The sequence below is a fragment of the Paenibacillus haidiansis genome, assembly GCF_036553665.1.
Classification (GTDB): domain Bacteria; phylum Bacillota; class Bacilli; order Paenibacillales; family Paenibacillaceae; genus Fontibacillus; species Fontibacillus haidiansis.
On record NZ_JAZHPZ010000014.1, the window covers coordinates 28,418 to 54,232 of the forward strand.

31 protein-coding genes are annotated in these 25,815 nt (G+C 46.5%); 29 read left to right on the top strand and 2 right to left on the bottom strand.

The window, feature by feature from the left end:
• Positions 1 to 1,992: 1,992 nt before the first annotated feature.
• Entirely contained in the window at positions 1,993 to 3,567 is a 1,575-nt protein-coding gene (locus V3851_RS21055; protein ID WP_331848512.1) for a molybdopterin-dependent oxidoreductase, read from the bottom strand.
• A 444-nt stretch (positions 3,568 to 4,011) separates the two neighbouring features.
• Here V3851_RS21055 and V3851_RS21060 point away from each other — a divergent pair, with 444 nt between their 5' ends.
• Positions 4,012 to 4,167: a hypothetical protein gene (locus tag V3851_RS21060; RefSeq protein WP_178075798.1), complete on the top strand. Its 156-nt coding sequence runs from the start codon at positions 4,012 to 4,014 to the stop codon at positions 4,165 to 4,167.
• A 1,186-nt stretch (positions 4,168 to 5,353) separates the two neighbouring features.
• Here V3851_RS21060 and V3851_RS21065 read toward each other — a convergent pair.
• The gene (locus V3851_RS21065) at positions 5,354 to 5,809 is read right to left on the bottom strand and encodes a helix-turn-helix domain-containing protein (RefSeq protein WP_331848513.1); all 456 of its coding nucleotides are present in this window, start codon (positions 5,807 to 5,809) and stop codon (positions 5,354 to 5,356) included.
• Between the two features lie 224 nt (positions 5,810 to 6,033).
• Here V3851_RS21065 and V3851_RS21070 point away from each other — a divergent pair, with 224 nt between their 5' ends.
• From V3851_RS21070 to V3851_RS21205, 28 genes are all read left to right on the top strand, one after another.
• Entirely contained in the window at positions 6,034 to 6,357 is a 324-nt protein-coding gene (locus tag V3851_RS21070; RefSeq protein WP_331848514.1) for a hypothetical protein, read from the top strand.
• Complete coding sequence (locus tag V3851_RS21075; RefSeq protein WP_331848515.1) at positions 6,347 to 6,562, top strand: helix-turn-helix domain-containing protein; 216 nt, start codon at positions 6,347 to 6,349, stop codon at positions 6,560 to 6,562. The genes V3851_RS21070 and V3851_RS21075 overlap by 11 nt, the downstream gene beginning before the upstream one ends.
• 160 nt (positions 6,563 to 6,722) lie before the next feature.
• Positions 6,723 to 8,780 carry a Mu transposase C-terminal domain-containing protein gene (locus V3851_RS21080; RefSeq protein WP_331848613.1) on the top strand — a complete coding sequence of 686 codons (2,058 nt, stop codon included), beginning with the start codon at positions 6,723 to 6,725 and terminating at the stop codon, positions 8,778 to 8,780.
• A gap of 14 nt (positions 8,781 to 8,794) precedes the next feature.
• Complete coding sequence (locus V3851_RS21085; RefSeq protein WP_331848516.1) at positions 8,795 to 9,745, top strand: AAA family ATPase; 951 nt, start codon at positions 8,795 to 8,797, stop codon at positions 9,743 to 9,745.
• An 11-nt stretch (positions 9,746 to 9,756) separates the two neighbouring features.
• A complete protein-coding gene (locus V3851_RS21090) occupies positions 9,757 to 10,101 on the top strand; it encodes a hypothetical protein (protein WP_331848517.1) in 345 nt (114 codons plus the stop codon).
• On the top strand, positions 10,098 to 10,610 hold the full coding sequence (locus V3851_RS21095) for a host-nuclease inhibitor Gam family protein (RefSeq protein ID WP_331848518.1): 513 nt from the start codon (positions 10,098 to 10,100) through the stop codon (positions 10,608 to 10,610). The genes V3851_RS21090 and V3851_RS21095 overlap by 4 nt, the downstream gene beginning before the upstream one ends.
• 10 nt (positions 10,611 to 10,620) lie before the next feature.
• Positions 10,621 to 11,016, top strand: a complete 396-nt coding sequence (locus V3851_RS21100; protein ID WP_331848519.1) for a phage protein GemA/Gp16 family protein — start codon at positions 10,621 to 10,623, stop codon at positions 11,014 to 11,016.
• On the top strand, positions 11,016 to 11,291 hold the full coding sequence (locus V3851_RS21105) for a DUF3850 domain-containing protein (protein WP_331848520.1): 276 nt from the start codon (positions 11,016 to 11,018) through the stop codon (positions 11,289 to 11,291). Before V3851_RS21100 ends, V3851_RS21105 begins: the two co-directional genes overlap by 1 nt.
• Positions 11,292 to 11,293: 2 nt before the next feature.
• Complete coding sequence (locus V3851_RS21110) at positions 11,294 to 11,692, top strand: hypothetical protein (RefSeq protein WP_331848521.1); 399 nt, start codon at positions 11,294 to 11,296, stop codon at positions 11,690 to 11,692.
• Between the two features lie 36 nt (positions 11,693 to 11,728).
• Positions 11,729 to 12,205: a hypothetical protein gene (locus V3851_RS21115; protein WP_331848522.1), complete on the top strand. Its 477-nt coding sequence runs from the start codon at positions 11,729 to 11,731 to the stop codon at positions 12,203 to 12,205.
• A gap of 235 nt (positions 12,206 to 12,440) precedes the next feature.
• Positions 12,441 to 13,157 (top strand): hypothetical protein, encoded by a 717-nt coding sequence (locus V3851_RS21120; RefSeq protein WP_331848523.1) that lies wholly within the window; start codon positions 12,441 to 12,443, stop codon positions 13,155 to 13,157.
• Positions 13,135 to 14,025 carry a DUF1906 domain-containing protein gene (locus V3851_RS21125; protein ID WP_331848524.1) on the top strand — a complete coding sequence of 297 codons (891 nt, stop codon included), beginning with the start codon at positions 13,135 to 13,137 and terminating at the stop codon, positions 14,023 to 14,025. The genes V3851_RS21120 and V3851_RS21125 overlap by 23 nt, the downstream gene beginning before the upstream one ends.
• 44 nt (positions 14,026 to 14,069) lie before the next feature.
• On the top strand, positions 14,070 to 14,384 hold the full coding sequence (locus tag V3851_RS21130; RefSeq protein WP_331848525.1) for a Mor transcription activator family protein: 315 nt from the start codon (positions 14,070 to 14,072) through the stop codon (positions 14,382 to 14,384).
• Positions 14,385 to 14,493: 109 nt separating this feature from the next.
• Positions 14,494 to 14,916 carry a guanylate kinase gene (locus V3851_RS21135; protein ID WP_331848526.1) on the top strand — a complete coding sequence of 141 codons (423 nt, stop codon included), beginning with the start codon at positions 14,494 to 14,496 and terminating at the stop codon, positions 14,914 to 14,916.
• Complete coding sequence (locus V3851_RS21140) at positions 14,916 to 15,194, top strand: hypothetical protein (protein ID WP_331848527.1); 279 nt, start codon at positions 14,916 to 14,918, stop codon at positions 15,192 to 15,194. Before V3851_RS21135 ends, V3851_RS21140 begins: the two co-directional genes overlap by 1 nt.
• Positions 15,181 to 15,504, top strand: a complete 324-nt coding sequence (locus V3851_RS21145) for a hypothetical protein (RefSeq protein WP_331848528.1) — start codon at positions 15,181 to 15,183, stop codon at positions 15,502 to 15,504. Before V3851_RS21140 ends, V3851_RS21145 begins: the two co-directional genes overlap by 14 nt.
• Positions 15,504 to 16,055, top strand: coding sequence for a phage protein Gp27 family protein (locus V3851_RS21150; RefSeq protein WP_331848529.1), 552 nt, complete (start codon positions 15,504 to 15,506; stop codon positions 16,053 to 16,055). Before V3851_RS21145 ends, V3851_RS21150 begins: the two co-directional genes overlap by 1 nt.
• Complete coding sequence (terL, locus tag V3851_RS21155) at positions 16,048 to 17,814, top strand: phage terminase large subunit (protein ID WP_331848530.1); 1,767 nt, start codon at positions 16,048 to 16,050, stop codon at positions 17,812 to 17,814. Before V3851_RS21150 ends, terL begins: the two co-directional genes overlap by 8 nt.
• A gap of 14 nt (positions 17,815 to 17,828) precedes the next feature.
• Positions 17,829 to 19,418 (top strand): DUF935 domain-containing protein, encoded by a 1,590-nt coding sequence (locus V3851_RS21160; protein WP_331848531.1) that lies wholly within the window; start codon positions 17,829 to 17,831, stop codon positions 19,416 to 19,418.
• Entirely contained in the window at positions 19,402 to 20,133 is a 732-nt protein-coding gene (locus V3851_RS21165; RefSeq protein WP_331848532.1) for a phage head morphogenesis protein, read from the top strand. Before V3851_RS21160 ends, V3851_RS21165 begins: the two co-directional genes overlap by 17 nt.
• 127 nt (positions 20,134 to 20,260) lie before the next feature.
• A complete protein-coding gene (locus tag V3851_RS21170; protein WP_331848533.1) occupies positions 20,261 to 21,292 on the top strand; it encodes a phage protease in 1,032 nt (343 codons plus the stop codon).
• Positions 21,293 to 21,326: 34 nt separating this feature from the next.
• Positions 21,327 to 21,725 carry a hypothetical protein gene (locus tag V3851_RS21175; RefSeq protein WP_331848534.1) on the top strand — a complete coding sequence of 133 codons (399 nt, stop codon included), beginning with the start codon at positions 21,327 to 21,329 and terminating at the stop codon, positions 21,723 to 21,725.
• A 34-nt stretch (positions 21,726 to 21,759) separates the two neighbouring features.
• A complete protein-coding gene (locus tag V3851_RS21180) occupies positions 21,760 to 22,695 on the top strand; it encodes a Mu-like prophage major head subunit gpT family protein (RefSeq protein WP_331848535.1) in 936 nt (311 codons plus the stop codon).
• Between the two features lie 22 nt (positions 22,696 to 22,717).
• Positions 22,718 to 23,173, top strand: coding sequence for a gp436 family protein (locus V3851_RS21185; RefSeq protein ID WP_331848536.1), 456 nt, complete (start codon positions 22,718 to 22,720; stop codon positions 23,171 to 23,173).
• Entirely contained in the window at positions 23,173 to 23,670 is a 498-nt protein-coding gene (locus V3851_RS21190; protein WP_331848537.1) for a phage virion morphogenesis protein, read from the top strand. Before V3851_RS21185 ends, V3851_RS21190 begins: the two co-directional genes overlap by 1 nt.
• A gap of 3 nt (positions 23,671 to 23,673) precedes the next feature.
• The gene (locus V3851_RS21195; protein WP_331848538.1) at positions 23,674 to 24,168 is read left to right on the top strand and encodes an SON protein; all 495 of its coding nucleotides are present in this window, start codon (positions 23,674 to 23,676) and stop codon (positions 24,166 to 24,168) included.
• Position 24,169: 1 nt separating this feature from the next.
• Positions 24,170 to 24,397 carry a hypothetical protein gene (locus V3851_RS21200; protein WP_331848539.1) on the top strand — a complete coding sequence of 76 codons (228 nt, stop codon included), beginning with the start codon at positions 24,170 to 24,172 and terminating at the stop codon, positions 24,395 to 24,397.
• The gene (locus V3851_RS21205; protein ID WP_331848540.1) at positions 24,390 to 25,814 is read left to right on the top strand and encodes a DUF2586 domain-containing protein; all 1,425 of its coding nucleotides are present in this window, start codon (positions 24,390 to 24,392) and stop codon (positions 25,812 to 25,814) included. The genes V3851_RS21200 and V3851_RS21205 overlap by 8 nt, the downstream gene beginning before the upstream one ends.
• Position 25,815: the final 1 nt, after the last annotated feature.

Here is a 25,815-nt window from a genome sequence, read left to right on the forward strand (position 1 = left end):
ATTGACCCAGTCCACGGTCTGTTTGCCAGGGACTCTTCTTATCTACTTCTCCGCAAACGATTTTTAATGCTGATCCTGGTTATGGAATGGGGGACCCTACATTTGCTCTTACGGCTCCTAAAACTGTGACAGTATCCAAATCTCAGGGAGAGGGGTCATCATATCAGGTAGGGGATACAGTGGGGGCAGTGGCCACTACATATAAAAACAGATTGACTTACACCCTTAGCACTGGAATTTAATCCTTATAATGACTGTCTATCTGGTTATTATTGTCGTATTGATCGGCACAAAAGGAAGTCCTGGTCTGCCGCTGTTTTTACTGAGCAACCTTACAATATCAAGAACTAGAATTAACATGTATAATATTTATGAATTAAGTCTTGCTTTGAAAGAGAAATAGGCATAAATCCCGAGGGAGGTACGAACAGGTCATTATTAAAAGTATTGTAGTTTGAAAATCTATCTTAGACTATAGCAGTAAAGATTTCGAGCAGCTTATGATCGAAGTCGTGATATCCTGCAGCAATCGCCGGTTGATGAAGAGGTGCTAGATAGTAAATGAATATAGGTGACTGGGTAATTGTTCAAATCGGTCTACCGGGAAATCCTTATGGTGGATATGCCGGCAGAGTGGTGGCGATCTACTGCCATCATGCCAAAATCCAATTCGTTTTACGTCCAACGGGGTTCCTAGATCAATCATTTGAGCGGTGGATTCCTCTCTGGGACATTCGGTTGGTTACTACAAAGGAGTATTTTACTTGGCTGAGGTATGCATCATCAGTTCAAGGAGCTTAAAATACATAAAGTCTAGTAACATCAGCATTACAAGGAATTAAAAGGCCAAGAGATGATATCTTCGGCCTTTTTGTTTTATTACGATATATCGATGATTGAGGGCAACGGAATATCGGCAACCTGGAGGGAGCTTTTTCAGATGCGGGCATTAATAAAGTATGGGGAAAGTACCGGGAATAAGGAAACCGAGCAGGAGGGTCAAAACATAATTATGCTACTGAGGGTTACGCCGGACTCATGACTCATATCAACTAATTCGAATCCTCACACAGACCCATGGAGTGGGGACTCTGGACTCTTTCTGTTTTATTTCTTGATTCAGTCGATGCTTGATATAACTGAGGTAACACGAATTTTCTGTACGGATGCAAGAAGGGTGGGACTGGAATTGTCAGAGGACATTGATAAGGTATTCACGAACGATAGTAAATCAAAGAAGAGAACCGCAAACGGCTCTTTTGGCAGGGTTAGGGATTTGAGCTGGGAGATATAATAAATTTGATCCATCAAATATCATGAAAGACCTTAGTTTGAAGAACTACAGGGAGGAGTGGAATTATTATGACGCGAGTGGCCAACTCTCAACCGACGAATAAGCGATACATGAACGGTGTAATCGAAGCTTTTCAAAGAAAACAAGGATCGAACTGAATCATGCAAAAAGTCAATTCCTGCGATACTATCGACCTGTAAAACGGAATTGGAATTTGAACCCGACGTCGAAGAATTTGCCGATAAAATCATTAATATCAACCGTATCGTAAAGCATACTCGAAATAATGAAGGCAGCCCCCCTCAATTCAGTGGAAAAGGAACAATTAAACAGAAGTTAAGTTTTCGGCTGCGATAAAACTTGGTCAATCCTCAGAATCTGTTCATGCCCTGGTAAACACAGCAACAGGGAAGAAGTTGAAACACGCTATATTAGTGCATCGCTAATGAATTTAGAAATCAGAGGTAGTCCGTGACGATAAAGTTCTGGACTACCTCTGTGTTGTTTTTAATGTGCAAATTGTAATGGACCGCTGTTATCGAAAAGCAGTTTGACCAGTAGGTTGTCTCGATTAATTCTGATATGGTTTGCATAAATTTCCGTTCTAAGCTGCAAACCATTTGAATCTGAGTTGAGGGATTGGTATGGATCATAAATCGGCTGTCTAGTTCAATATCCGACGTTTCGACGGCAGGACGTTACCTTCTCCTCTCCGGTAAATACGGTGGAATTGGCACATTTATGGTTGATACCGGTATCTCCAGACACTTTCCAATTTGAATATCGTATGGTGAAGTTAATCGGTTTGCTTTCTGCAAATCATCAACAGAAATGCAGTATTTATTGGCCAACGATTGTAAAGTATCCTCAGCAGTAACGATATGCTGAGATCGCATTTTTTCAATTTTGCATGCTGATTGCTTAAATGAAGGCTGCTTGGATAATGGGTCCGTAAAGTCAGCCGTTAACTCATTCGCCGCTTCCCGTCCTTCCCAGCTGCCAAAGTGAAACGGAACAAATACTAATCCTTTTTGTGCTACATTTCCAATTCTTGCAGGGACCTCAATCCATCCGCGTGGTGAGGAGATACGCACAAGTTCTCCAGGTACAAGGGATAGTAACTGCGCATCTACCTCATTAATTTCCACATACCCCCGGGGAGCAGCAATATGCAAAAAGGGCGAGCGTGCAGTCTTTGTCCTTGTGTGCCAGTGCCAAACAAGCCGTCCTGTTGTCAGCCACATTGGATACTTTTCCGTAGGCGACTCAGCCGGAGGTAAATAGGTGATTGGATACAGGATTGCCCGGCCATTGGGATTTTTCTTTTCATATTCCTTTTTTGTTAAAGGCCGTCCTGTGAATTGATGTTTAGTGAAGCTTTGGGTGTATTCCGTTTCTGTAGGAAATTTAAAATCCGTATATAGTCTGGTTGTACCTTCAGGATGCTCATCATTGACCGGCCAGCGGAGGCCGTTGCACCTTTCTAATTTCTCGTAAGTAATCCCGGTCATATCACAAGGCCGGCCCTGCGAGACCTTCTTCCACTCTTCAAAGCATTCTTCTGTGGTTTTGTAAGCAATTAACGGATGTCCATCACGGTCCTTCAGGCCCATACGGTTTGCAAAATCCAACAATATTTCGAAATCCGTTCTTATGCCTCCAGGAGGGTTGACGGCTTTTCTTAATAAATTGATTGTTCGATCCGCATTCTCCATGACCCCCTCTTTCTCTCCCCATAAAGCTGCTGGAAGTAAAACATCCGCGACAGTTGCCGTCTCCGTTAAAAAAGGATCCTGTACCACAACGAATGTTTTTTCAAACGCTGCTCTGGCTCGGCGCCTGTTTGGTAGAGAAACCATAGGGTTGGTACCAATATTCCAAAAGAAGCCGATTCTGCCCATTTCCATCAAATCAATCTGTTCCTCAATCCCTTTTTCCGGTCCAACCGGAAGTTTCGCTTCATCGACATTCCATAGCCTTGCGATCTCTTTTATATGGGATGGATTGGCTGGATTTCGATGAGCCGGAAATGTCCCCACTCCGCCAACTGTCCGGTTGGCAGACGAACTGGGTTGTCCTGCCATATGGAATGGCCCGCAGCCTGGCTTGCCAATTAAACCTCTAATCAAATGCATGTTGTTGATGGCAACACAAGCTGTTGTTGCATCGGCGCTTTGGTAGACTCCTTGCAGCGTGGTGGTCACAAGAGATGGCGTTTTCCCTAATCTATGTGCTGCATTGAGGAGTATGTCCACCGGGATCCCTGTTGTCATCGACGTCTTCTCCGGTGTCCAATTATTTGTGGATTCTTTCATTTCTTGAAACCCAACTGTATGCTTTTCAATAAAGATTTTGTCAACCCAGCCATTTTTTAGAATCACATCCGTTCAAATAGAACGGTGCCTGTTTCCGCTACATTATGTCCAAACAACATCAGCGTGTCAGTTTCATCAATGTCATCAAAGGAGGTTGGACTGCCGTCCGCGCCAAATGATTGAAGAAAGCACAATTCGGTAGTAGCTGTACAAAGCCGGGTATTTGCATCAAGCAAATGAGTATGCAGGCCGGCCCTGCCAATTTTTGCGATGGTGTAGTAGTCCTCTAATAAAGCTTGTCCGGTGGAATAAATGGCGATACTAATGAAATCTTATGTTAAGAGAAACGAAAGGGCGATTTCTTCATTCTGCAGAAATTATCATGTGGGAGTAAACTTTGATATGAATACCAACCAGTTTACGGTTACTGATGGTAAGATCGCATCATTATTCATAACATATTTATTTTCAAATAGAATGGCTCAAAATATCGAAGGTGAACTTGTTTATTATAAAACATTTGGGAAATTACAAAAGGCAGCTGCGGTTATTAAGTAGAGAACAATTGCAACAATATACTGGGGGGTGTCCAAGGTATACTTCATATTTTATTTCTTTTACTTGTTTGGAGCTCAGTTTCCACTGTTTTTGTTATTGATAATAAGAAATATAAATAATAACAGTAGTAATATGTTCATGTATATGTTTATAACTTCGATGATCGTACTTATTATTTTACTAGCTTTTGCAAGGATCCGAATTGCAGTTAATAACAAGCCAAAATCAAGTATAGTTATAAATTCAGAAAATTTAGCCAACGCAAAGGAGCAGCGCGGGCTTATTGTGTTTTACACAAGCAGCAACTTGTTGCAGCATATCATGATTATTTGACGGAACAAGGGATTACACCACAGAAATCATTCTTGGTTCAATTTTAGAAAAGACCACCATTTACCGGATGGCCTTTGACTTTCATTTACAAATGGTCTTTTAAGGCCTATTCTACTGTACACTCTCAAGATATTTGACAAATAGTAAGTGACAAAAAAAGAACCGGGAAAACACGGGAAACGCCGATACTATAAGGGATTAGACGAGATAATATTAGAAAAACTATGACAGTAATCTTGAGAAGAAAAAAACGGTCACGTACTTTCGAATTTTGAAAGAAAAAAAGCGCGAAACCCTTTCGGGATAAGGGATTCGCGCTTTTTTTGAGTCCAGTTCACATTAGACCAGAATATGTATGACTCAAAAAATGTCGCCGCGTTATAACGGGGCGTTAGTCATTGTTAAATTCATTAACGCGAAGATTACCTAGTTCAAAGAAACCTAAATAAATCAAGGACTTTCGGTGATTTAGCTCTTTATATTATTGCGTTATAAAAAATACAAACCACTAATTTAAAGTGGATTTTCTTTATCCAAGCAAAGTGACATTTTAACAATTCACACAAAAAAGTGTCCCATTGCAGTTGTGACGCGGGTTTTCGGACTTTTATTAAATAAAAATTAGCATTGTTTCAATGGGACAAGGAACTGCACATTATTTCGAATAAATAGAGGCTAAGTAAGAGTCAAAAAACGCGACTTTATAGTTGGTCAATTCTTCAATTTGTACAGACTGGCAAATTGTGCGGAATTGCTTTATTTGCGCGGGTTCACAACTATCTTTTGTTAATGATTAAGGTAAGAGCAATTCTTCAGCATAAGATAGGAAAACCTATCATTGCATACAAAAAAATTAGGCGGACTCACTTTTTGCTGCGCCTTCTTCTCGTCTTTCTGTATTCATCGAGGAAGAAGACTTCTGCGTGACCGATGTTTGACGTATATCCTCACGCGCCATCAGTATCCCCATTATCATTCCTTCAATCTTCACTTGTTCCTTTTCGGTCAATTGATGAAATTTTGCTAAAAGTTCCAGATCAGCAGGAGAAATTGAATCGCCACTTGCAGTTTGAGTCGTAGGCTGAACAACATGTTCGGATATCTGATATTCTTTTCCTGTCACAAGCCAATCTATTGAAACAGAGAGCGCTTTGCTGATGAGCAATAAATTTGCAACAGAGGGAGCGTATTTGTCATTTTCAAGATCGCTCATATTTCCAGTGGATATGCCAGTCAATTTATTTATGTCTTTTAGCGTAAGCTTCAGTTCTTTTCGTTTGCCTTTTATCCTTTCACCAATTGTGCCCATATGAATTGATCCTCCCAGGGAAATTCGGATTTCAGTGTAAATATCTGATTTCAGAATTAAATTTATTGACAAGTTCGGATATCCGAAATAAAATAATGATAGATAGGAAACCTTATCAAGATATTACCACACATCATGATCTAACAACAGGTTTAAGGCAACCTGATCCTTGAAAACTGAATATTTACTTCTGATTGGAATTCTATGTGGAGAGGAGGATTTATGTGGCCAGATCCTTGCATGAGCAGCATGAGCTTGTAACGGGAATTGCTCAGAAAATTCTTGGGGATATTCAGATGAATGCTCCAGATGCGGAATTAATCGTATCTACTGCACACGAAGCAGCAATGGAATCTTTTATTGAGTTTTTGGAGGAACGCGAAAAATTACTGATTTCCGAACTGAGGAAAGTCACGCTTGAAATTAGTGCAAAAATTGCTGCAACAAGACAATTAAGAAATGAAGCGTCACGTGAAACTGGTAAACAAATCGCATTTAGAATGGTAGCAGCAGACAACCAGAAAGGAAGTGCAAACAATGAAACGTGATTTAACGCCTACCGGGGTGATCATAAAGAAAAGGTTAATCGAAACTGGAAAAACCCAATATCAGCTTGCAGCAGAGGTTGGAACTAGTAGCAATTACCTTTACCTCATTATGATCGGAGAACGGTCAGGGAGAAGTTATATTGGCAAAATTGCGGAGGCATTAGGGATTGAATCTAAGAACTTTAATGAATCAGTGTCAGCATGAAGTATTCAGAGGAGAAACTACACAGCGTTTCGAGAGAAGATGAGAAAGAGCGTCCCACCCACCACAGGCAGACGCTCTCCCGAGACAAGGAATATAAATTTCTCCTCCATTTTACCATGGATTTGCATTGAATGGAAAGGAGGTAAAGGCTTTGGATTTAATGTACATCACGATTGATGAAGCTGCTGGGTATGAAGGAGTTAGTTATGAAACAATCAAGAAAAAAATTCAACGTAATCCCAAAGCTTTTATCACAAAACATGAAGCCTCTCCATCTGGAGGAAAAGATCGCGTATTAATTTCAATATCGTCGCTTAGTAAAAAAGCTCGGTTGGCATATAAGAAATCTACCCAGATCAAAGGTGGAGATATCCTAATAGAAGAACGCGCAAAAAATGAGGAAATTCCTTGGTACGTAGAATGTGATCTAAACGCCTATCTGACAAAGAATAGCAAGCAATACTATGAAGCCGTTGAATTGGCGAATCACATCCGAGAGTTCCTGAATTATGCCGATGCTGATCGTACCAAGTTTTCAGAGGTTTTCGCCGCAAAGCTTGGTATTAGCCAAAGAACCTTATACCGACATGCTGAAAGTTATCTGGAAGCAAGTGCATGGGCTTTGAAAATGAGGAAGCAAGACGGAAATGATTATGAATTTTTCAAGGTGCTTGCGCTTTGCCGGAAACCTAAACAAAAATTCACTTTTCCTTCGCTCTCCCCTGAGTGTAAAGCCTTTATTGAGAACCTTTGGTTTGATCAAGACTTTGCAGCGAATAACGGCACGATCGACATGGTATATAGCAGGCTGATGAAAGTCGCCTCGGCCAATGGCTGGGATTACCCGAGTTACCCTACCGTCGCACGCTACATAGGTTACTTGATGGATGAACTGCGCGGAGGTAATGCCCGGTTCCTGGCTGCACGTGGCCTGCGGGAATATAAAAATCATGTCATGGTCAAAGCGTCGAGAAACACCAAAGCCCTGCCGGTTATGGGGCTGGTTCAGGGTGATGCTCATACATTAGACGTTTGGGTTAAGTACACACACCCGAACGGAAAAGTCACAGCGATTCGTCCGAAGCTCGTTGCTTGGATGGATACTCGGAGCCGCTGCATCGTCGGTGATGTGATCTGTCTGAATCCTAACGCTCAGATTCTGAAACAATCCTTGTTGAATATGATGTACGCCGGTGAAGTTGGCGGCGTGCCGGAATGGCTGCTGATCGACAACGGAAAAGACTACACCGCTGAGACAATGACCGGTCGCAAACGGAATGAACGTGTGAGCTTCGATTCTGAAACAAAGGGCTTCTATCGCTCAATCGGTATCCAGGATGACATCCGCAGCTTGCCATATCAGCCCTGGTCAAAGGGTCAGATCGAACGCTTCTTTGGAACGATGATCAGCAAGTTTGAGAAATGGCTCGTAAGTTATACTGGCACGCTAACCGGCTCAAAGACGGCAGCTAAAGTGAACAAGGATATCGACAAGATGCTGGAGCGCGATGAGCTGATCTCTATGGAAGAACTCTATGAGCTATGGAAGGAATGGCGAGATAACGAGTACCATCGTTCCATGCATAGCGGTTTGAAGCGTCAGGGTGAAAAATGGCAGACGCCGATTGAGGTCTTCCAGAATGCCGAGGAACGATATATCAAACCAGCGCCGCCGAAGTCCTACGCTACTGTCCTGATGATGAAGGCTGAGCGCGTACGGGTTTACAACGTAGGAATCCGGAAGTTTGGATACGAATACCGAGCTGATGAATTGACGGATTACATCGGTGACAAAGTGGATATCAAATGGGATGCCAATGATGTTACTAGGCTTTATGTCTATACCAAGGATGGTCAGAAAATCTGTGAAGCAGTCAGCCAGGATCTCCTGCTGATCGCCCCGAAGGTGCAGCAAAAGGCGCTAGAAGATCATATGCGAATGCAGAAAAACCAAATCAAGCGCGACACGGCGAAAGGCGATTATTTCCGAACGCCGCTTGAGCAGCGCGTGAACGAATATAACAATGCCCCTGGAGAAGTCGCCGGATTCATGGTTAAGAATGATTCCCCGAGCCCATCGAAAGTGGTCTCTCTTCCATCAGACCAGCAATTCAAGGAAGAGGTTAAATCAAGAAAAGGCAAGCGCGGAGCTGAAGTTGAGTTGTATTCAGAGAAGGCAGAGCAAGCGCTCGCCGTACTTCGCAAATTAGCTAATTAATGGAGGGATTAAATATGACGGCTGTTGCTGAACTTTACACCATTAATAAAAGTTTGGTTGTAAAAGTCCGTGAATACATGGATCAAACGGGAACCACGATTACGGAAATTGCGCGGGAGATCGGATTCTCCCGTCCCGCCGTATCCCAATTTCTAAGCGGCAATTACAAGGCCGAGAACAGTGACATCGAAGAAAAGATATCCGCATACCTGGCCGCTAAGACGGGAGAGATCGAATTGACCGCTACTAGGGAAAGCTCTCTCCCGGCTAAGCCAGGATTTTTTGAAAGCCGGGATTCAATCAATATTCTTGGCGTCTGCCAATCTGCCCAGGAGTATCTTGGGCTTGGGATTATTGTCGGTAAATCCGGATTTGGTAAGACGCATACTCTGAAGTATTACGCCAAGATGCCGCGCGTTGCTTATGTCGAGTGCGATGATACGATGGGCCAGCGCGACCTTGTCAAGGCGATTGAGCGAGCGCTCGGTATTCCTACCGGATATGGGTCTATCTGGGAGCGTGTCAACGGCATCCGGGAATTCTTTAATGTCAATCGGGGTTATCTGCTGATCGTCGATGAAGCGGACAAGCTGGTCAGCAAGTACACCCAAAAGAAAATGGAGATCCTGCGGGGAATTTTCGATCAAGCCGATGTCGGTCTGGTTATCGCCGGGGAACCCAAACTGGAGGGCTTAATTAAAGGTTATCTCTCCCGCTTTGCGAACCGGGTCGATTTCTACGCCACGCTCCGGGGTCTGTCCAATCAGGAAGTGATGAAATACTTGGCAAACTTTAACCTTGATGACGAGGCAATGCAAGAAATGATAGCCCGTGCTACGAATGCCCAAACCGGTTGTTTCCGGCTGCTTGATCGCACGCTGAACAACATTATGCGCTTATCATCCGCTGGATCGGCCATATCATCAGAAATGATCGCCAAGGCCAGTAACATGATGATGCTTTAGGAGGTTACATTATGAGAACCTTCTCGAACCCAACCGATCCGATTATTCGCCTCTTTGCTCTATTGAACTGTGTCAGGCTGCCGGTCAAAGTGAGAGCGGCAGCCGTGGTTTCTGGGCTCAGTGACTCCGAAGTTCGCCGGGCTCTGGCCTATTCACCTGATTACGTAGTGAATGGCGAGCATATTTCAGTCAAAGAACCTTACGAAGCTGTCCTGGAGAGATTAGAGAAAGAGCTATCAGAAGCGATTTCTGCCTCTGATGCCGATTGGTTATACCGTGAAAAAGGCTGCGTCTTCCGCTTTGAAGCGGGTCAGCTTATCAATACATTTATCGAATCAAAGGAGGAATTTGCATGACAAGAGTAAGAATGCCGGACGCACCGGCACTCAAAAGCTGGGATGATGTAGACCTGACGCTAAAGGAGATCGGCGAATGTCAGCTCGCCGTCGAGCGTATCGAGGCGGAAATGAACGCCAAAATTTCGGATATCAAGCTTTCTGCCGAAATGGAAGCAAAGCCGCACAAGGAACGTATCAAGCTGCTGGAACTTCAAATGAAGGAGTTTATCGATGAAAACCGCGATGACTTAGGTAACCGGAAAACGAAAGAAATCAACTTCGGTCGCGCGGGCTACCGCAAGAGTACAAAGATTGGGCTTCCTCGGGCGGCGGCCAAACTGGCGGAAGTTATCCGGCGGATTAAAGAGTTTGGAATGACAGATTGTATTGTTCAACCGCCGGAGAAAATCGACAAGGATAACCTGAAGAAGTATCCGGAAAGCGACATCTTAAAGGTTGGCGCAACACTCACCATTGATGACATTTTTTGGTATGAAGTAGATCGCGAAAAGCTGGCCGATCTGTGAGGTGCCGTTCATGGATAAGATCACCTATCCGCAAATTAAGAAGATTTATGGTCTCTCCAGACAAGCCGGTTTAAATGATGAAGAGCTGCATGACCTGGTCTATTCCGTGACCAGGTCAGACAGCATTAAGTCTCTGAGCAAAAATCAAGGGATTAAGGTTATTGATCGTCTCACTTCCCTAGTAAAAGGCCATCCTCCAACAAGAGCTACACCAAATCAAATCTGGCAAATCAATAAGCTTGCCGAAGAAATGGGCTGGACGAATGATCCCCGTAGGCTGAGACATTTTCTTGAAAATCAACAACATGTAAGCCATCCGAGCTACTTAACGCCGGAAGCCGCCAGCAAAACGATTGAGGCGCTGAAGAATATAAAGCGTCGGGCCACAAGCAGGGGGTCAGTCTAATGATTGCTTATGATTTAAAAATCTGGCCGGACCACTTTGAAGCCGTTACTTCCCCCGATCCCCTGAAACGTAAGACGGTAGAAATCAGACAAGAGGATGACAAAACGTATAGTGCGGGCGATGTATTGCGGCTGCAAGAATGGAATCCCGAAGAATGGAAATATACTGGCAGATCCGCAGTCGTTGTCGTGACGCATATTTTGCGCGGATCTCCCTATCTACCGGAAGGATTCGCAGCTTTATCTATCCGATGGATTCAAGGGAGGGGGTGTTAAGTATGGAAAACCCTCTGCTAGAGCGTTACAGCGACCTGCAAATAAAAGTGATTAACGATTATTGGGATACCATTCGCTGGACAAGGTCAACCGGCAAAGTGTCTGAAGGCATTAAAAGCAAGGAACTTGAGTTTTGGAGTAAGTATCCCGCTAAAACTGTCATCCAGGCGCTTCGGACTCATATCGATAAGTACCCTAACATCAAAGAGCATTACACCCGTGGTATTATCCGGAATTTGAGTAAAGGTCAGTCCCAGGCTCCAGCCCCATCATCGAACAATCGTTATCAAAAACCGGTTCTGCCGATTGTCCAAAGTCAAGGTGAACCAACTGTTACCGATGAAGAGTTTGCCGAATTAATGAAAATGGCTCAGCAAATGCAGGACAACAAGCGGAAATAATTATCAAAATGAATGACAAAGGAGGCGTCGAAGAAGATGTCGCTATCGAATGAAGAAGAACCCATATTCGATCCTAAAAAATTTCAATGGACGGATCGCTTGGGCTGTATTAATGCACTTGCCTCAGAATGTGCTGATAATGGAAATAAATTTGATTTGGCGGTAAGAACAATCGATTTACGGAGCTATTGCTTCAACGCAAATAAAATGACCGTGAAGCAACGGACTGCTCTCAAACGGGAAGTTTCCAAAAGGGTTAAGGATATTCAAATCATGCGGGAATCGGCAGAGGTTGGAGATATTGTTCTTGTTTCAAAAATGGTTCCTAACCCGCTATTAGGAGGGTATTTGCGGGAAGGTTCAAAGCCGGTGGAAGCCGTGGTTGTGTCAAAAATACGGTTATCGTCTTCATTTCGATATCAAGTGAAGCGCCTTGCTGATCAAGTTAATCAGGAAGGAAACGGCCATATGATCAAAGGAATTATTCGTAAAGCCTCAGAAAGTGCATCATAATGGCAAGATCAAAACCTAGCTCTGTTCCTATTCCATTCGCGACTCCACCCGATCCCAACCGCAGCTTTGTAGTCTTTCCGAAGATTTTAACGGCGGGTACAGTAGCAGTGAGTCTGGAAAGTATCCTTCATCAGGTTAGAAAGCAACCGGCTGACCGCCAGATCATTGAAGTCACCATAGACCCTACCCTTAGATTTGAAATCAAGTATGAAAAGAATGAATGTGAGGTGTCACAATGAGCGAGTTTCACTATCCTATCCGAAGCCGTGAGGCTGAAAGTCGCGCCATTGGTGCGGGAGCCGTCGATGAGTATTTGCTCACCCCGGAAGAGCTGAAGCATTTTAACAGTAATCTTCCGGAACCAGATCGGATTCAGTCAAAGGCATCCAAGCCATTTTCTTTACAACGCAAAACATCGAGCCCCCCTTCTTTGCAGCAGCCAGAACCGGCTTCAGGAGTTAAGCGGCGGTCAAAATATGAACATGTAACCAAAGACATCGTGCTAAAAGAGTTTAAAAAGGGGATGACAATCACCCAGATCGAAGAAAAATACGGAATGTCAAAGAACTTTTTATATGGTCGTCTTCGTTCCTGGGGAATTCGAAGTCCTAAATCACCTCAGTTCAGCAAGGCGGAAAACAACAAGGCCACCCCGGCTATATCCGATGATCGCAGGCCTTTAGATATCCGTATTGATAATATTACGGTTGAAGTAGTCATGGAATTGCGTAGAGCTATGGGAAAGTTTTCTCCATTAGCTTCGGCTCATGAGGGATATGCCGTACTTAAAGAAGAAGTAGACGAGGCTTGGGAGGCTATAAAAGCTAATGACCTTATTAAAGCAAGAATGGAAATGACCCAGGTCGCAGCAATGGCGATACGGTTTTTACATGATTTACCCCAGCAGAATAATCCTAGTGAAGAGGAGAATGAAAATGAACAAAGGAATTGACTGTGCCGTTCCAATCACAGCGGCAAATGCAAAAAAAATGGCGGCGGCTGGATATACTTTTGCTGCCCGCTACCTGGTACCGGAGCGTTTAGCCTGGAAACGGTTGACTAGAACCGAAGCGGAAAGGCTGACGGCAGCCGGGATGAAAGTGATCTCGGTGTTCGAAACGACAGCTTCCCGGCCTGCGGGAGGTGCGGCAGCCGGACAGGTTGACGGTGCCGAGGCCTTTAAAGAGGCGAAGCTAATAAATCAGCCAGTAGGAAGCGTAATCTACTTTGCCGTAGATTATGATGCTCAAGCAAAAGACTTTGATAAGATTGAGGCCTACCTCAAAGCTGCTGCTTCCCAGATCCCAGGTTATAAGATCGGCGTTTATGGATCGTATAAAGTCATTGAAGCAATGGCGCAGCGTAAAGCCGCATCAGCTTTCTGGCAGACGTATGCCTGGTCAAGTGGGAAGAAAAGCGCGAAGGCTAATGTTTTTCAATATAAAAATGGGCAGTCTCTGGCAGGTATGACTGTTGATTTTAACGAATCCTACGGAGGTGAGGGCTGGTGGGATACGTCCGAAGAGGACAAGCCGATGACTCCAGAGATCGAGTGCAAAGTTTCATCTTCTGACGCTGAGAAGATCATCCGATTCCTATCTGCCGCATGGTTTGTTCCGCAAAAAGAGTACGCAGGAGAATTTAACCGACTGGCGGATGAACTACGCCGGGGAACCGATATCCAACCTACCGACGCCGAAAAGATCATCCGCTTTCTATCCGCTGGTTGGCATGTCGTCCAAGACTTCAAAGATGCCCGCGACGAGTTCAACCGTTTAGCGAATCAAGTCCGCTTAGCTGCTGGACAAAAGGCCGGATGATTGCCAAATGAAATGACCCTGATATAATGGGAGGTGATTATTCCGTGGACGAATGGGTAAACGATTTGGATATCGAAATGATTCCGGATGCTTATCGCGAATTTGCGGAACTCATCGGCGTTATAGGATTTTACAAATTGGCTCAAGCCTTCGGAGGCAGTACAATTTATATCCCAAAGGCGGATACTATATTGAGGCCTGCACGGGATCATCATATCAAACAAGAGTTTAACGGATATAATCACGCTGAACTTGCTAGAAAATACGATCTGACAGAAAAGTGGATACGCGAAATTTGCGGTCCCGGGCACCATAAGGATCAGATGACGATCTTCGACTTCATAGACGAAACCCCTTAAAAATCACAGAAGCGCTTCCTCAATACCCTCAAATAAAAGAAAGCTAAGATACCAGTATAGGCAATTGCCTGTACTGGTTTTTTTATTTTTTCTGACAAGGAGGAATACGATGCAAAACTCCATCCAAGACATACTGACAAACTTTGCGCTCGGCGTACTTACTTTGCTTTGTGCCTACGCCATGTATTACATCAAGCGGGCTATCGCGAAGGTGAAACTTGAAGCGCAGAAGATCGACAATGAGGAGCAGCGCTCGCTTATACTAACTGCCCTCTCCCGGCTCGATGATGTAGCAACCAAAACGGTCAGGTCCATTGAGCAGACGACGGCAAAGGAAATCCGTGAGGCAGTCAAGGCCGGGCTAACTAGCCGAGATCAGCTCTTCCAGCTTTCCCGCCAAGCCTTCGACCAGATTTATGACCAACTGGAGCCGGAGTATCTGGCGGTTCTGGCCTCGACTTTGGGCGACATGGACAACTACATCAAAAACACAATTGAGTCCAAGGTATTGGAGCTAAAAGGAGCAGTCTGATGGATTATTCATGGATCATACAAACGGTCACAATGCTCGGGATCGGGGCTATCGGCTTCTTCCTTAAAGCAACGCTCTCCGAAGTTAAGACCCAAATCAAGGAGAACGCCGAACGGGTGGATGCGCTGGAAGAGAAGCTGGAGAATCTGAAGTCTGACCTCCCCTTTATCTACACCACCCGAGAAGATTTTATTCGCACAATGAACAACGTGGATACGAAATTGGAGAAGATCCATGACGTGCTGCTGAAAGGAGGCAATAAGCATGGTACAGGATGAACAAGAATATCGCGGCGCTCAGCATAACAAGGCGGTCCGGGGGTACATCTTGCGATCCCTCGTAAAAGGGCATAACAACTCCTTGCTATGTCGGCAGCTCGTTAATGTCATGGTCAATGATGGCGTCATCGTCAGCCCGGATATTTCGAAACACCTGGATTACTTGATCGGCAAAGGCTACATCGAATTTACCGATAATCGGATCAACTCTTATACCGCATACGCAAATGATGCCGTTATCCGGCTGACTGTCACGGGGATCGATTTGCTGGAAGGCTCCACCCCATCTGACCCGGGAGTGATGCTCTAATGGGAAAGCGTAGAACCAGATGCCTTATCGATGATTTGCCGCTGCACATTAAGGATCAGGTCGATGCCATGCTGGCAGATACCCGGATCACTTATTGGGAAATTGTCGAATATCTGGACAGTCAAGGCTATGCGATAAGTAAATCGGCAGTCGGGCGCTATGCTCTACGGCTGGATAAATCGACTCAGCGGCTACTGGAAGCCCAAGAACAGACCCGCGCCCTGGTCGAATTGATCAAGAAAAATCCGGATGCGGATTATACCGAGGGTGCCATGCAGATCATGGCCGGTGAGCTGACCCGCAAGATGGCGCAGGCCCAGGAAGAATGGGACGAGATGGATCTCGATAAAGCCGGTCGGCTGATGGTCGCCCTATCCCGCAGCAAGGTCTACAAGGACAAAGTCCGCCAGGACATGCAAAAGAAAATCGACCTTGCCTTCTCCGGAATGGAATCCGACATCATGGCGGCGATCAAGTCGGACGCTGCTCTGGCCGCCCAACTCAAAGAGGTCTTACAAAAAGCCAAGGAAAAGATGATGGCCGATGATTAAACTGGACGACTACATCCGTCAACTGGAGGAGGACGACGAAGCCAAGGAACAGATCCAAGACCTTGTCTACCAGCGGGATCTCTTCGAGCGATATGTTTGCCGGAACAATGAACACGGCGATTACCGCAAATCCCTTTGGCAGGCTTACCTGGAAGGTGATGAGCTGACCGGGGCGAACGGGCTTCGGAAAAGGCTCGGTGCGGTTGACCTGGAATACTTTGGCCGGGCTTATCTCCCCCATTACTTTATTCGGGAGTCGCCAAAATTTCATGGTGAGCTGGATCGGATCTGGACGCAAGGCGTCATGAAAGGTCTGAACCCAATCATTGATAAGAAAAAGATCTCCCGGGAAAAAGGATGCAAACGTGGTACGGCTGCTCCCCGGGGTCATGCGAAATCTACAAACTTTACGTTTAAAGATACGCTCCATGCCGTGGTCTACGAATATAAGCATTACCCCATTATCCTGTCGGATAGCAGCGACCAGGCCGAAGGTTTCCTCACTGACATCAAGACCGAACTGGAGGACAATACAGCGATTATTGAGGACTTCGGCAGCCTGAAGGGCAAGGTTTGGAAAGGCAGCGTCCTGTTGACATCTACGGATATCAAGGTTGAAGCGATCGGCAGCGGGAAGAAGATTCGCGGCCGTAGACATCGAAACTGGCGTCCGGATCTCCTCGTCCTGGACGACATCGAAAATGACGAGAACGTCAATACGCCGGAACAACGTAAGAAGCTGGAGAACTGGTTCTATAAAGCAGTTTCCAAGGCTGGGGACACGTACACGGATATTGTATATATCGGAACGATCCTGCATTATGATTCCCTGCTGTCCAAAGTGCTTAAAAACCCATCCTATAAATGTGTGACATATCGCGGGGTAATCGGCTTCTCAACTGAGGAAAGCCTCTGGGACGCTTGGGCGTTGCTCTATTGCGATCTGGACAATCCGGCACGTGAGGAAGATGCTCTGGCTTTTTTTGAAGAAAACCGGGAAGCCATGCTGGCCGGAACGGAAGTTCTCTGGGAGGAAAAACTCTCCTACTACGATCTGATGGTTATCAAGCTGTCCGAAGGTGACGCTTCTTTTAACTCGGAGATCCAGAACGATCCGATTGACCCGGACAGTTGTACGTTTAACGAGGAATGGTTCGACTTCTACGACGATGATCCGACAATCGACTTTTCCGATCCCAGATACATCATCGTAGCTGCGAATGACCCGTCGCTTGGCAAAAACAAAAAATCAGACACTAGCTCAATCATTGCCATCGCCAAGGATACCAAAACCGGTTACATGTACGTGGCCGAGGCTTCGATCGAGAAGCGACATCCGGATGTCATCATCGATGATGCGATCGAGATGTCGAAACGAAATAAACGGGATCTAAAGAAACCTTTCTATAAGTTCGGCGTGGAGACCGTACAGTTTCAGCACTACTTCAAAGATGTACTCGTTAAAAAGTCCGCTGAAGCTGGTGAGTATTTACCCATCGAGGAAATCACTAGCACCCAGAATAAATTCATGCGTATTGAAAGCTTGCAGCCGCTGATCAAGAACCGGTATCTGAAGTTTTCCCGGAAACACAAAACACTGCTTCAGCAGCTCAAAGAGTTTCCAATGGGCCGGAATGACGACGGCCCCGATGGTTTAGAAATGGCCGTCCGTCTGGCACTCAGCATCAAGACGACCAACAAAGTTGATTACAAATCTGTGATCGGCCGTGCGCTGAAGTTCCGGCGAGGCGCTTATTAAAGGGGTGAAACGAATTGTCGAAAAACAAATCCAAAAAGAACCAGGTGAATCGGCAACAATCCCCCGTGATCCAGAAGCCGGAAATGACTGAAATCGCGGTCGCCCAGGTCCATGATAAGTATTCGACCTATCCAAGCAACGGGCTGACCCCGCAGCGCTTAGCGCAAATTTTCCGCGAAGCCGATGCTGGTGATGTCATGCGGCAAATGGAACTGTTCGAGGAAATGGAGGAAAAAGACCCTCATCTGTTTTCGCAGCTCCAGACAAGGAAGAACGCTGTGACAGGTCTTGATTTCGAAATCATTCCCTTCTCGGACGAAGAGCAGGACAAGCTGATCGCCGAATTCGTCAAAGAGCAAATCGAAGCGCTGGAGAATATTGAGGATATCTTTATGGATCTCCTCGACGCGATCGGCAAGGGGATTTCCGTTTCAGAGATTATCTGGGGTTACGACGAGGGTCACACCGTTATACAAGACATCAAATGGCGCCATCCGAAAAGGTTCCTTTGGGACAACGATGACATCTTTAAAGTGACAACTCGGGAAGCTCCTAATGGCATACCGATGATTCCCAATAAGTTCATCATGCACCGGTATAAGGCTAGATCCGGACATCCGGCCCGTGCGGGGGTTTTACGGGTAGTCGCCTGGATGTATCTTTTCAAGAACTATGACATCAAAGATTGGGTCAGCTTCTGCGAAGTGTTTGGAATGCCGCTACGGCTCGGCAAATACGATCCCTCGGCCTCCGAGGATGACAAGATTGCTCTAATGCGGGCATTAATTCAAATCGGGACAGACGCCGCTGGGGTCATCCCGAACGGTACGGAGATTGAGTTCAAGGAATCCAGTAAGACGACATCAATTAATGTCTATGAGTCGTTGGCAAGATACTGTGATGAGCAGGTCTCAAAAGCGATTCTCGGTCAGACACTGACATCTGATTCCGGTGGCGGCAGCTACGCTCAATCCAAGACGCATAACGAGGTCAGGCATGACCTGACGGTGGCCGACTGTAAAGCTCTCGCTGCTACTTTGCGCCGGGATCTCCTCCGCCCGCTAGTCTATTTCAACTTTGGTGAGGATCGCCGTATACCTTACATTCGGTTCGATTGTGAGGAAGCCGATGATCTGAAGCAGACGGCTGAAATTTACGACACCTTGATCTCAAAAGTTGGGCTGAAGATACCTACAGCACACATCTATAAGAAGTTCTCTATCCCGAAACCGGAATATGGTGAGGAGGTAGCTTCTCCGCCATCAGTTGCAGCAGCTTTGCCATTATCAGCCGCACAGCCCTCTTTCTTGATGGCAAATACAAACAAGGAAACGAAGGATACAGCGCAACAGCAAATCGATCACCTGGCCGATGCAGCTCTCCAGCACAATTCAGGGGTATTTGCAAAAATATTCGCGCCGATTCTCAATATTCTTGGCAAAGCCGAAAGCTTAGAGGAACTGAAGAATCAGCTTGAGGATCAAACGTTTGTTGAATCGCTGTATGCCAAGATGGACATTCGGGATCTCGACGAGCTGCTGGCAAAGTCGATGTTTTACGCCGACCTGATCGGGAGGGCCGAAGAATATGAAAGATCTGTTTGAATTGCTAACCGAGCCGGGCTGGAGCTTTAAAGAAGCAGCCGAATTTTTTGGCGATAAACTGACGCTGAAACCAACTGACTTTTATGACCTTGCGGAAGAATATCGCCATAAAGCGTTCACCGTGTCCGGGTATAGCAAGATCCAGATCCTGAAGAAATTCCAGGACGAGCTGCTGGCAGCGATCGAAGAAGGTCAGACGACGCAAAGCTTCAGAGACAAAATGAACGACTTTCTTGAGCGCAAGGGATATGAAGGGATCACGAACTTTCAGGCAGATAACATTTACCGGACGAATATTCAGACAGCCTACCAGGTTGGGCACTACAAGCAAATGACTGATCCGGAGGTACTTCGGCTGCGGCCCTATTGGCAATATGACGCCGTTAATGACCGCAGAACACGTCCCTCTCATCTTGCAATGGATGGCAAAGTATTCCGGGCTGATGATCCGATTTGGGATACTTGGTATCCTCCGAATGGGTTTCGTTGCCGCTGCGGTGTAAAGACTCTCTCGGAGCGCCAAGTAAAAGATCGAGGGCTTACGGTTGAAACATCGGCCCCGGTTTCTGCGGAAGTCGGCGGTCGGTTCACAAATATTATTCCGGACCCGAACTTCTCCACCAACCCGGCAAAGAATGCCTTTCATCCGGATGTGAGTAGCTACCCGGAAGCCTTGCGGAAGGCCTTCGAAAATCGGGAAAAACGGAATTCATAAGACAAGGCCTCTAAAAGCCGATTTAAGCCGATAGAGAAATTTGGCTTCCGGTTGGTGGTATCTGCAATGCAACCCCCGTTATAACGCGTTATAACGGGGTCTGAGAAGCAAATGACACGTTAAGGAGGTGGTTCCCCTGAAAAAATGGTTCGCTTGCTCCGGCCAGACGGTGAAGATCGAAGGAATTCCAGACATCATTAAAGTCCTCCCTCTAGGGAGAGTTAAATCCCAAAAAGGCGACTTTATCGTCGATCAGGAGTCATTCCAGGAGATTCAAAGAAAGTTCCGTGAGCGGGCCCTCGACATCGTTGTTGATTACGAACATCAGACGCTGGAGGATGTTCAGGCTCCGGCTGGCGGCTGGATCAAAGACCTGATCCTTCAGGACGATGCCATCGCGGCAAAGGTGGAATGGACGCCAAAGGCACAGGAGTATTTAAGAAACAAGGAATATCGGTATTTGTCGCCGGTTGTGTTGGTTCGTAAATCGGATACCAAGGCGATCGTTCTTCATTCGGTCGCCCTCACAAACACCCCGGCGATTGACGGCATGTTTCCGATTGTCAACTCTCTTAATTTCAAATTGGATGAAGGAGGAAGAAATGAAATGGATTTTCTGAAGAAACTGGCGGCCCTATTGGGCTTGGGTGAAGACGCCACGGAAGAACAAATTTTACAAAAGATCAGCGAGGTGCTGAAATCCGCTGAGAAGCCTAAAGAAGATAAAGAACAAAAAGCCGACAATGAGCTGGTCGCAAATAAGACAATCATGGACTTGCTGGGCGTGGCCGAGACGGCGAAAACGGAAGATGTGGCAGCCGCCATCATGTCTCTGAAGAACCCCTCAGGGTTTGTGCCTGCATCTGAATTCCAAGCTTTGAAAGCCCGTCTGGATAAAAAGGACTCGGATGAACTTGTTACCAAAGCCCTGAAGGACGGAAAGATTTCCCCCGCTCAAAAGGAATGGGCTGAAACTTATGCTTTGAAAGATCCGGAGGGATTCAAAAAGTTCATGGAAAAGGCACCGCAAACCGTCCCGATCGGTGAGCTGACGATCGATTCCGGCAAAGAACAACCAGCGGCCACTGACGAGGCGACGCTGGCCGTGTGTAAGCAGCTCGGCGTCTCCAAAGAAGACATCGAAAAATACGGGAAGTAAGATCCATCATCTTACCTGAAGGGAGAAAAGACACATGTTAAGCAAAGGTAGAAACACCCCGGAAGTCGCTGAGGGAAGAACGCTTATGCTCCCCGTTAAGGGTGGCGCTAAAATCTTTGACGGTTCTATCGTGGCCGTCGATGCAGCCGGGTTCGCGGTTCCGGGAACCAAAGCAACCGGACTTACTGCCGCTGGCCGTGCGGAGGAGCTTGTCGATAACACATCTGGAACTGACGGGGCCTTATCTATCCGGGTTCGTCGCGGCGTTTTTGTTTGGAGCAACTCGCAGACCGGAACTATTGGTGCCAAGGATGTACTGAAGAACTGTTACATCGAGGACGATGAAACGGTCACAATAACGGCAACCAGCGCGAGCATAGCCGGTAAAGTCCTTGGATTTGAAGACGGCGACGTGATAGTCGAAATCTTGTAATCAATCTTTAAACCTATCAAGGAGGAAATGAAGCATGATTGTAAACCAGCAAGCCCTGCGGGGTATTTATACAGGGTTCAAGACTCTGTTTAACAAGGCGTTTGACGAGACGAAAACACAATGGGAAAAGGTCGCTACCAAAGTTCCATCTACTACAGGGGAAGAGAATTATAAATGGCTTGGCCGAATCCCACGGATGCGGGAGTGGATTGGAGATCGACAGATTCAAAACCTGGAAGCCTCGGATTACACGGTTAAAAATAAGGACTTTGAATTGACCGTCGGTGTAGATCGTAACGATATCGAGGATGACACGATCGGCTTGTATAATCCCGTGATTCAGGATATCGGCCAAAGTTCCGCAACATTTCCTGATGAATTGGTCTTTGACCTCTTGAAAAATGGGTTTAAGAACAAGTGTTACGATGGCCAGCCATTCTTTTCAGATTCTCATAAGGTTGGTAAAAAGTTCGTCAGCAACAAGGGAAAGAAGAAGCTAACGCCTGAGTCTTACGCTGCTGCCCGTACAGCCATGATGTCCCTGACAGATGAAAAAGAAAAAAGCCTGAAGATCATTCCGGATATTCTTGCGGTAGCCCCGGCAAATGAAAATATGGGCAAGATGATCCTCGAAGCGGATCAAATTAACGGAACGACAAATACGTACAAGGGAACTGCTACATTACTTGTCGTCCCTGAACTTGCAGGCGCTGATGATGCCTGGTATCTGCTCTGCACGTCCAAGTCATTAAAGCCATTGATTTATCAAGAACGTAAACCGCCGAAATTTGTCTCTATGACAGAGGAAACCGACCAGAATGTCTTTATGAAAAAGCAGTATCTGTATGGTGTTGATGGCCGTTCGAATGCTGGTTATGGCTTCTGGCAAATGGCATACGGCAGCACAGGCGAAGAAGCCGCTCCACCAACTGACGATCCAACAACTGAAGATCCGGCAGCCGAAGAATAACGCTTATTGAAAGGGTGATCTGATGTACTGCTCAACACAGGAGGTTCGCGACTCGGTTAAAGACGATGCGATAGGCTCTCTGATCGGTGGCGACTACATTGACGATCCGGAAGAACGCGAACTGAAGATTACACCTCTCATTAAGAGCGCGATTGAGGACGCTTGTGGGGAAATTGACGGATACCTGGCTAAACGGTATTCCGTCCCCCTCCAGGTTGTACCGAAGGCCATTAACAAATTTGCTAAGGATATCGCCATATATAACCTGTTTAGCCGGATCGGAATTGACGAATCAGAACGGGAAAAAAACTATTTGAATCGTTATAACGCAGCGATCCGCTTCTTGGAAAATGTAGCGAAAGGCATGATCGATATCGGCACCGGAGGAGTGAGCGACACCACCCGTAAAGCGGACACCGGCTTTTCGGTTCACTCCAGTCCGCGACGCTTCTCCCGAGACAGCATGAGAGGTATGTGATGTACAGCATTCGTTTAGAAGGCGATGTACGACGCTTGATGCGGCGACTAAAGCAGCTTCAAGAGGTAGACATCCGCTCGGTCAATCTCGCATTGGCCGAATCATTACGAGAATCCACCCGGGAGCGCTTCAAGGAGCAAAAAGATCCGGAAGGTAAGGTTTGGAAACAATCCATCCGTGCTTCTAAAGAGGGCGGCACTACGCTAACACAGAGCGCCGGTCTGAAGAACTCCATTAAATCCAAAGCATCCATGGACGGCTTTGCGGTCGGTACAAATAAAATCTATGCCCGGACCCATCAGTTTGGTGAAAAAGGCCGCGAGGTAACCATCCGGGCCAAGACTTCGAAAGGTCTTGTCTTCCGGATCGGTGACCGCTGGGTTCGTAAACGCCAAGTGAAGGTCAATATTAAAATCCCGGCACGGCCATTCCTGGGTATAAACGAAGCGGATATGCTCGAAATCAAGGGTGCGCTTGAAGATCTGCTGGAGGAATAACCTATGATTGTGGAATGCAGAGATTATTTAATCCAGAAGCTGCGAACTGCCGGAATTAAAACCAAGGTTTGCACTTCCATGAAAGACTTGAAAAGTTTCTCCGATTCGCATGTCGGTGCCGTTATTCCGGATGGTGAGTCGTTTCAGAAGGCGTACAGCAAGAAGGTATATCAAACGGATTCCGGAGATAAACACAAGCGCCGGAAACTCTTTGATCGTGAGCTGACCTTCGTTGTCGTAATCGGAGAAAATGATTACCTTCGGGCCTCTGAAATTTTCGATCGGTTTATGGGATCTCTTGATACTGGAATCGTGATTAACGGTAACTATACCGAAATCATTGTCCCTGAAGCCGATTGGGTGGACAAGAATGACAGCATCTTGAACAGCCAAATCGCGGTTCAGATCCAGGTCAAATTCATGGGTGGCATTTACCGCGATACGGATTTTGCAAAGGTTAGTAATTACGAAATCAGAAGTATAGAACAGGAGGATTGAAATGGCAGCAAATAAAGATGCGGCAATTCCCCAGGGTAACACCCCGGAGCTTCGGGATGTTGGCGAGCTGAAGCAGCTCCTAAACGTTCCGGAATCCACTTACCAAGGCGTCGCCGCCTCTGAGAACTGGAAGCCTGGTCGCCAGGTCACGCAGGCAGAGTTCGAAAAGGCTGTAGATCGCTTTAACGGCAGCCCGATCAGCGGAAAGAAGGTGAGGAAAAATGCTTAGAGATGTAAGCACGACAATTACAGACGGAGGTCTTGGGGTTAGTGCCGCATCCGGAACTGGAATCCATATTAAAATCGGGGTTTCTTCGGTCCAGGCTAACTCTCCTATTCCGATCACGGGCAACATGAGCGCAGCCAAAATTAAACAGCTCCTGGGGCTTTCTCCTTTGGCTGACGCCGTCCTTGATAGTGTGGAAAATGGTTCCGGGAAAATCTACTGTGTACCGGTGGCGGCCTCTGTAGACGGCGCTATTGGCGAAGTCAAAAAGGAAGGTTCCGGAACGGGGACGGCGATCGTGTCCGGCAAACCCAATAATGCCTATGAAATTATTGTTCAGATTACGGAATCAGGCGGACTGAATGCGGCTACTTTGCGGTATTCGGTAGACGGTGGCTATTCTTTTGGGGATGAAATCACCATGCCATTAAATGGTGAGCTGGCGATTCCTGACACGGGCCTGACTTTCAAATTTTCGGAAGCCACGACCGAACCGGCGAATTCGTTCCAAGTCGGCGATGCCTTTACAGTCAAATCCGAGGCCCCGCAGATGTCCAATCAGGACGTTATTAAAGCCTTGGCCGCTCTCCGGAATAACACCCTGGCCTATGAGTTTATTCATATCGTCGGGGAATCTGCTCGGGCTCTTTGGCTAGCGGTCGCTTCTGAGATTACGACCTTTCACGAAACGTATAAAAAGCCGGTCTTTGCAATTATGGAGGCTCCAAGTCCGGAGCCTGGGGAAACCGTGGACACCTACGCGCAGCGGCTGGTAAACGAACGAAAAGGCCTGAAACATACAGATATTCAAATCGTGACGGCACGATCCCGCTATACCAAGATGGACGGCCGAACAATGGAGATCAACAATGCCGGTATTGTGTGCGGCTGGTATGCGAAGGCAGCTCCCCAGCAATCGATCGGTGAAACAAAAACATTCAGCATCGCTGAAACAAAAATGCTGGAATTGCTTCCGGCAGGCATAGAGGATTACATCGGCTTGCTGGATGAGGCAAACTACCTCACGTTTCGGCAGTACGAAGGGCTTGACGGTTTCTATGTGACGAACGCCAGGATGATGTGCCCGGATGGATCGGATTACCGTTACGCCGAGAATGTCCGGATTAAGAACAAACTGATCCGTGAAACCCGGAAAGAAGCCCTCAAGCAGCTTCAGGGCCAGGTCGATATGTCGGACGTTCAAGGGAGCCTGGAGACGATCGCGAAATTCATCGAGACTCCGGTGGATGAAATGGTACGGGCAAAGGAGATCTCCTCGGGAAGAATCATTGTTCCGGAAGATCAGGATATCCTGGTCACCGAAACCCTTCAGGTCATCATTCGCTACGTGCCGGTCGGATATGTCCGGGAGATCGCCATCGATCTCGGTATGGAAAATCCATATGTAGGAGGCGCGTAAA

Bases quoted from the DNA above. Each gene is read 5' to 3' on its own strand.
- V3851_RS21055 (WP_331848512.1), bottom strand. From the start codon at position 3,567: ATGACAACAGGGATCCCGGTGGACATACTCCTCAATGCAGCACATAGA.
- V3851_RS21060 (WP_178075798.1), top strand. From the start codon at position 4,012: ATGAATACCAACCAGTTTACGGTTACTGATGGTAAGATCGCATCATTA.
- V3851_RS21065 (WP_331848513.1), bottom strand. From the start codon at position 5,809: ATGGGCACAATTGGTGAAAGGATAAAAGGCAAACGAAAAGAACTGAAG.
- V3851_RS21075 (WP_331848515.1), top strand. From the start codon at position 6,347: ATGAAACGTGATTTAACGCCTACCGGGGTGATCATAAAGAAAAGGTTA.
- V3851_RS21080 (WP_331848613.1), top strand. From the start codon at position 6,723: ATGTACATCACGATTGATGAAGCTGCTGGGTATGAAGGAGTTAGTTAT.
- V3851_RS21085 (WP_331848516.1), top strand. From the start codon at position 8,795: ATGACGGCTGTTGCTGAACTTTACACCATTAATAAAAGTTTGGTTGTA.
- V3851_RS21090 (WP_331848517.1), top strand. From the start codon at position 9,757: ATGAGAACCTTCTCGAACCCAACCGATCCGATTATTCGCCTCTTTGCT.
- V3851_RS21095 (WP_331848518.1), top strand. From the start codon at position 10,098: ATGACAAGAGTAAGAATGCCGGACGCACCGGCACTCAAAAGCTGGGAT.
- V3851_RS21100 (WP_331848519.1), top strand. From the start codon at position 10,621: ATGGATAAGATCACCTATCCGCAAATTAAGAAGATTTATGGTCTCTCC.
- V3851_RS21105 (WP_331848520.1), top strand. From the start codon at position 11,016: ATGATTGCTTATGATTTAAAAATCTGGCCGGACCACTTTGAAGCCGTT.
- V3851_RS21110 (WP_331848521.1), top strand. From the start codon at position 11,294: ATGGAAAACCCTCTGCTAGAGCGTTACAGCGACCTGCAAATAAAAGTG.
- V3851_RS21115 (WP_331848522.1), top strand. From the start codon at position 11,729: ATGTCGCTATCGAATGAAGAAGAACCCATATTCGATCCTAAAAAATTT.
- V3851_RS21120 (WP_331848523.1), top strand. From the start codon at position 12,441: ATGAGCGAGTTTCACTATCCTATCCGAAGCCGTGAGGCTGAAAGTCGC.
- V3851_RS21125 (WP_331848524.1), top strand. From the start codon at position 13,135: ATGAAAATGAACAAAGGAATTGACTGTGCCGTTCCAATCACAGCGGCA.
- V3851_RS21135 (WP_331848526.1), top strand. From the start codon at position 14,494: ATGCAAAACTCCATCCAAGACATACTGACAAACTTTGCGCTCGGCGTA.
- V3851_RS21140 (WP_331848527.1), top strand. From the start codon at position 14,916: ATGGATTATTCATGGATCATACAAACGGTCACAATGCTCGGGATCGGG.
- V3851_RS21145 (WP_331848528.1), top strand. From the start codon at position 15,181: ATGGTACAGGATGAACAAGAATATCGCGGCGCTCAGCATAACAAGGCG.
- V3851_RS21150 (WP_331848529.1), top strand. From the start codon at position 15,504: ATGGGAAAGCGTAGAACCAGATGCCTTATCGATGATTTGCCGCTGCAC.
- terL (WP_331848530.1), top strand. From the start codon at position 16,048: ATGATTAAACTGGACGACTACATCCGTCAACTGGAGGAGGACGACGAA.
- V3851_RS21165 (WP_331848532.1), top strand. From the start codon at position 19,402: ATGAAAGATCTGTTTGAATTGCTAACCGAGCCGGGCTGGAGCTTTAAA.
- V3851_RS21175 (WP_331848534.1), top strand. From the start codon at position 21,327: ATGTTAAGCAAAGGTAGAAACACCCCGGAAGTCGCTGAGGGAAGAACG.
- V3851_RS21180 (WP_331848535.1), top strand. From the start codon at position 21,760: ATGATTGTAAACCAGCAAGCCCTGCGGGGTATTTATACAGGGTTCAAG.
- V3851_RS21185 (WP_331848536.1), top strand. From the start codon at position 22,718: ATGTACTGCTCAACACAGGAGGTTCGCGACTCGGTTAAAGACGATGCG.
- V3851_RS21190 (WP_331848537.1), top strand. From the start codon at position 23,173: ATGTACAGCATTCGTTTAGAAGGCGATGTACGACGCTTGATGCGGCGA.
- V3851_RS21195 (WP_331848538.1), top strand. From the start codon at position 23,674: ATGATTGTGGAATGCAGAGATTATTTAATCCAGAAGCTGCGAACTGCC.
- V3851_RS21200 (WP_331848539.1), top strand. From the start codon at position 24,170: ATGGCAGCAAATAAAGATGCGGCAATTCCCCAGGGTAACACCCCGGAG.
- V3851_RS21205 (WP_331848540.1), top strand. From the start codon at position 24,390: ATGCTTAGAGATGTAAGCACGACAATTACAGACGGAGGTCTTGGGGTT.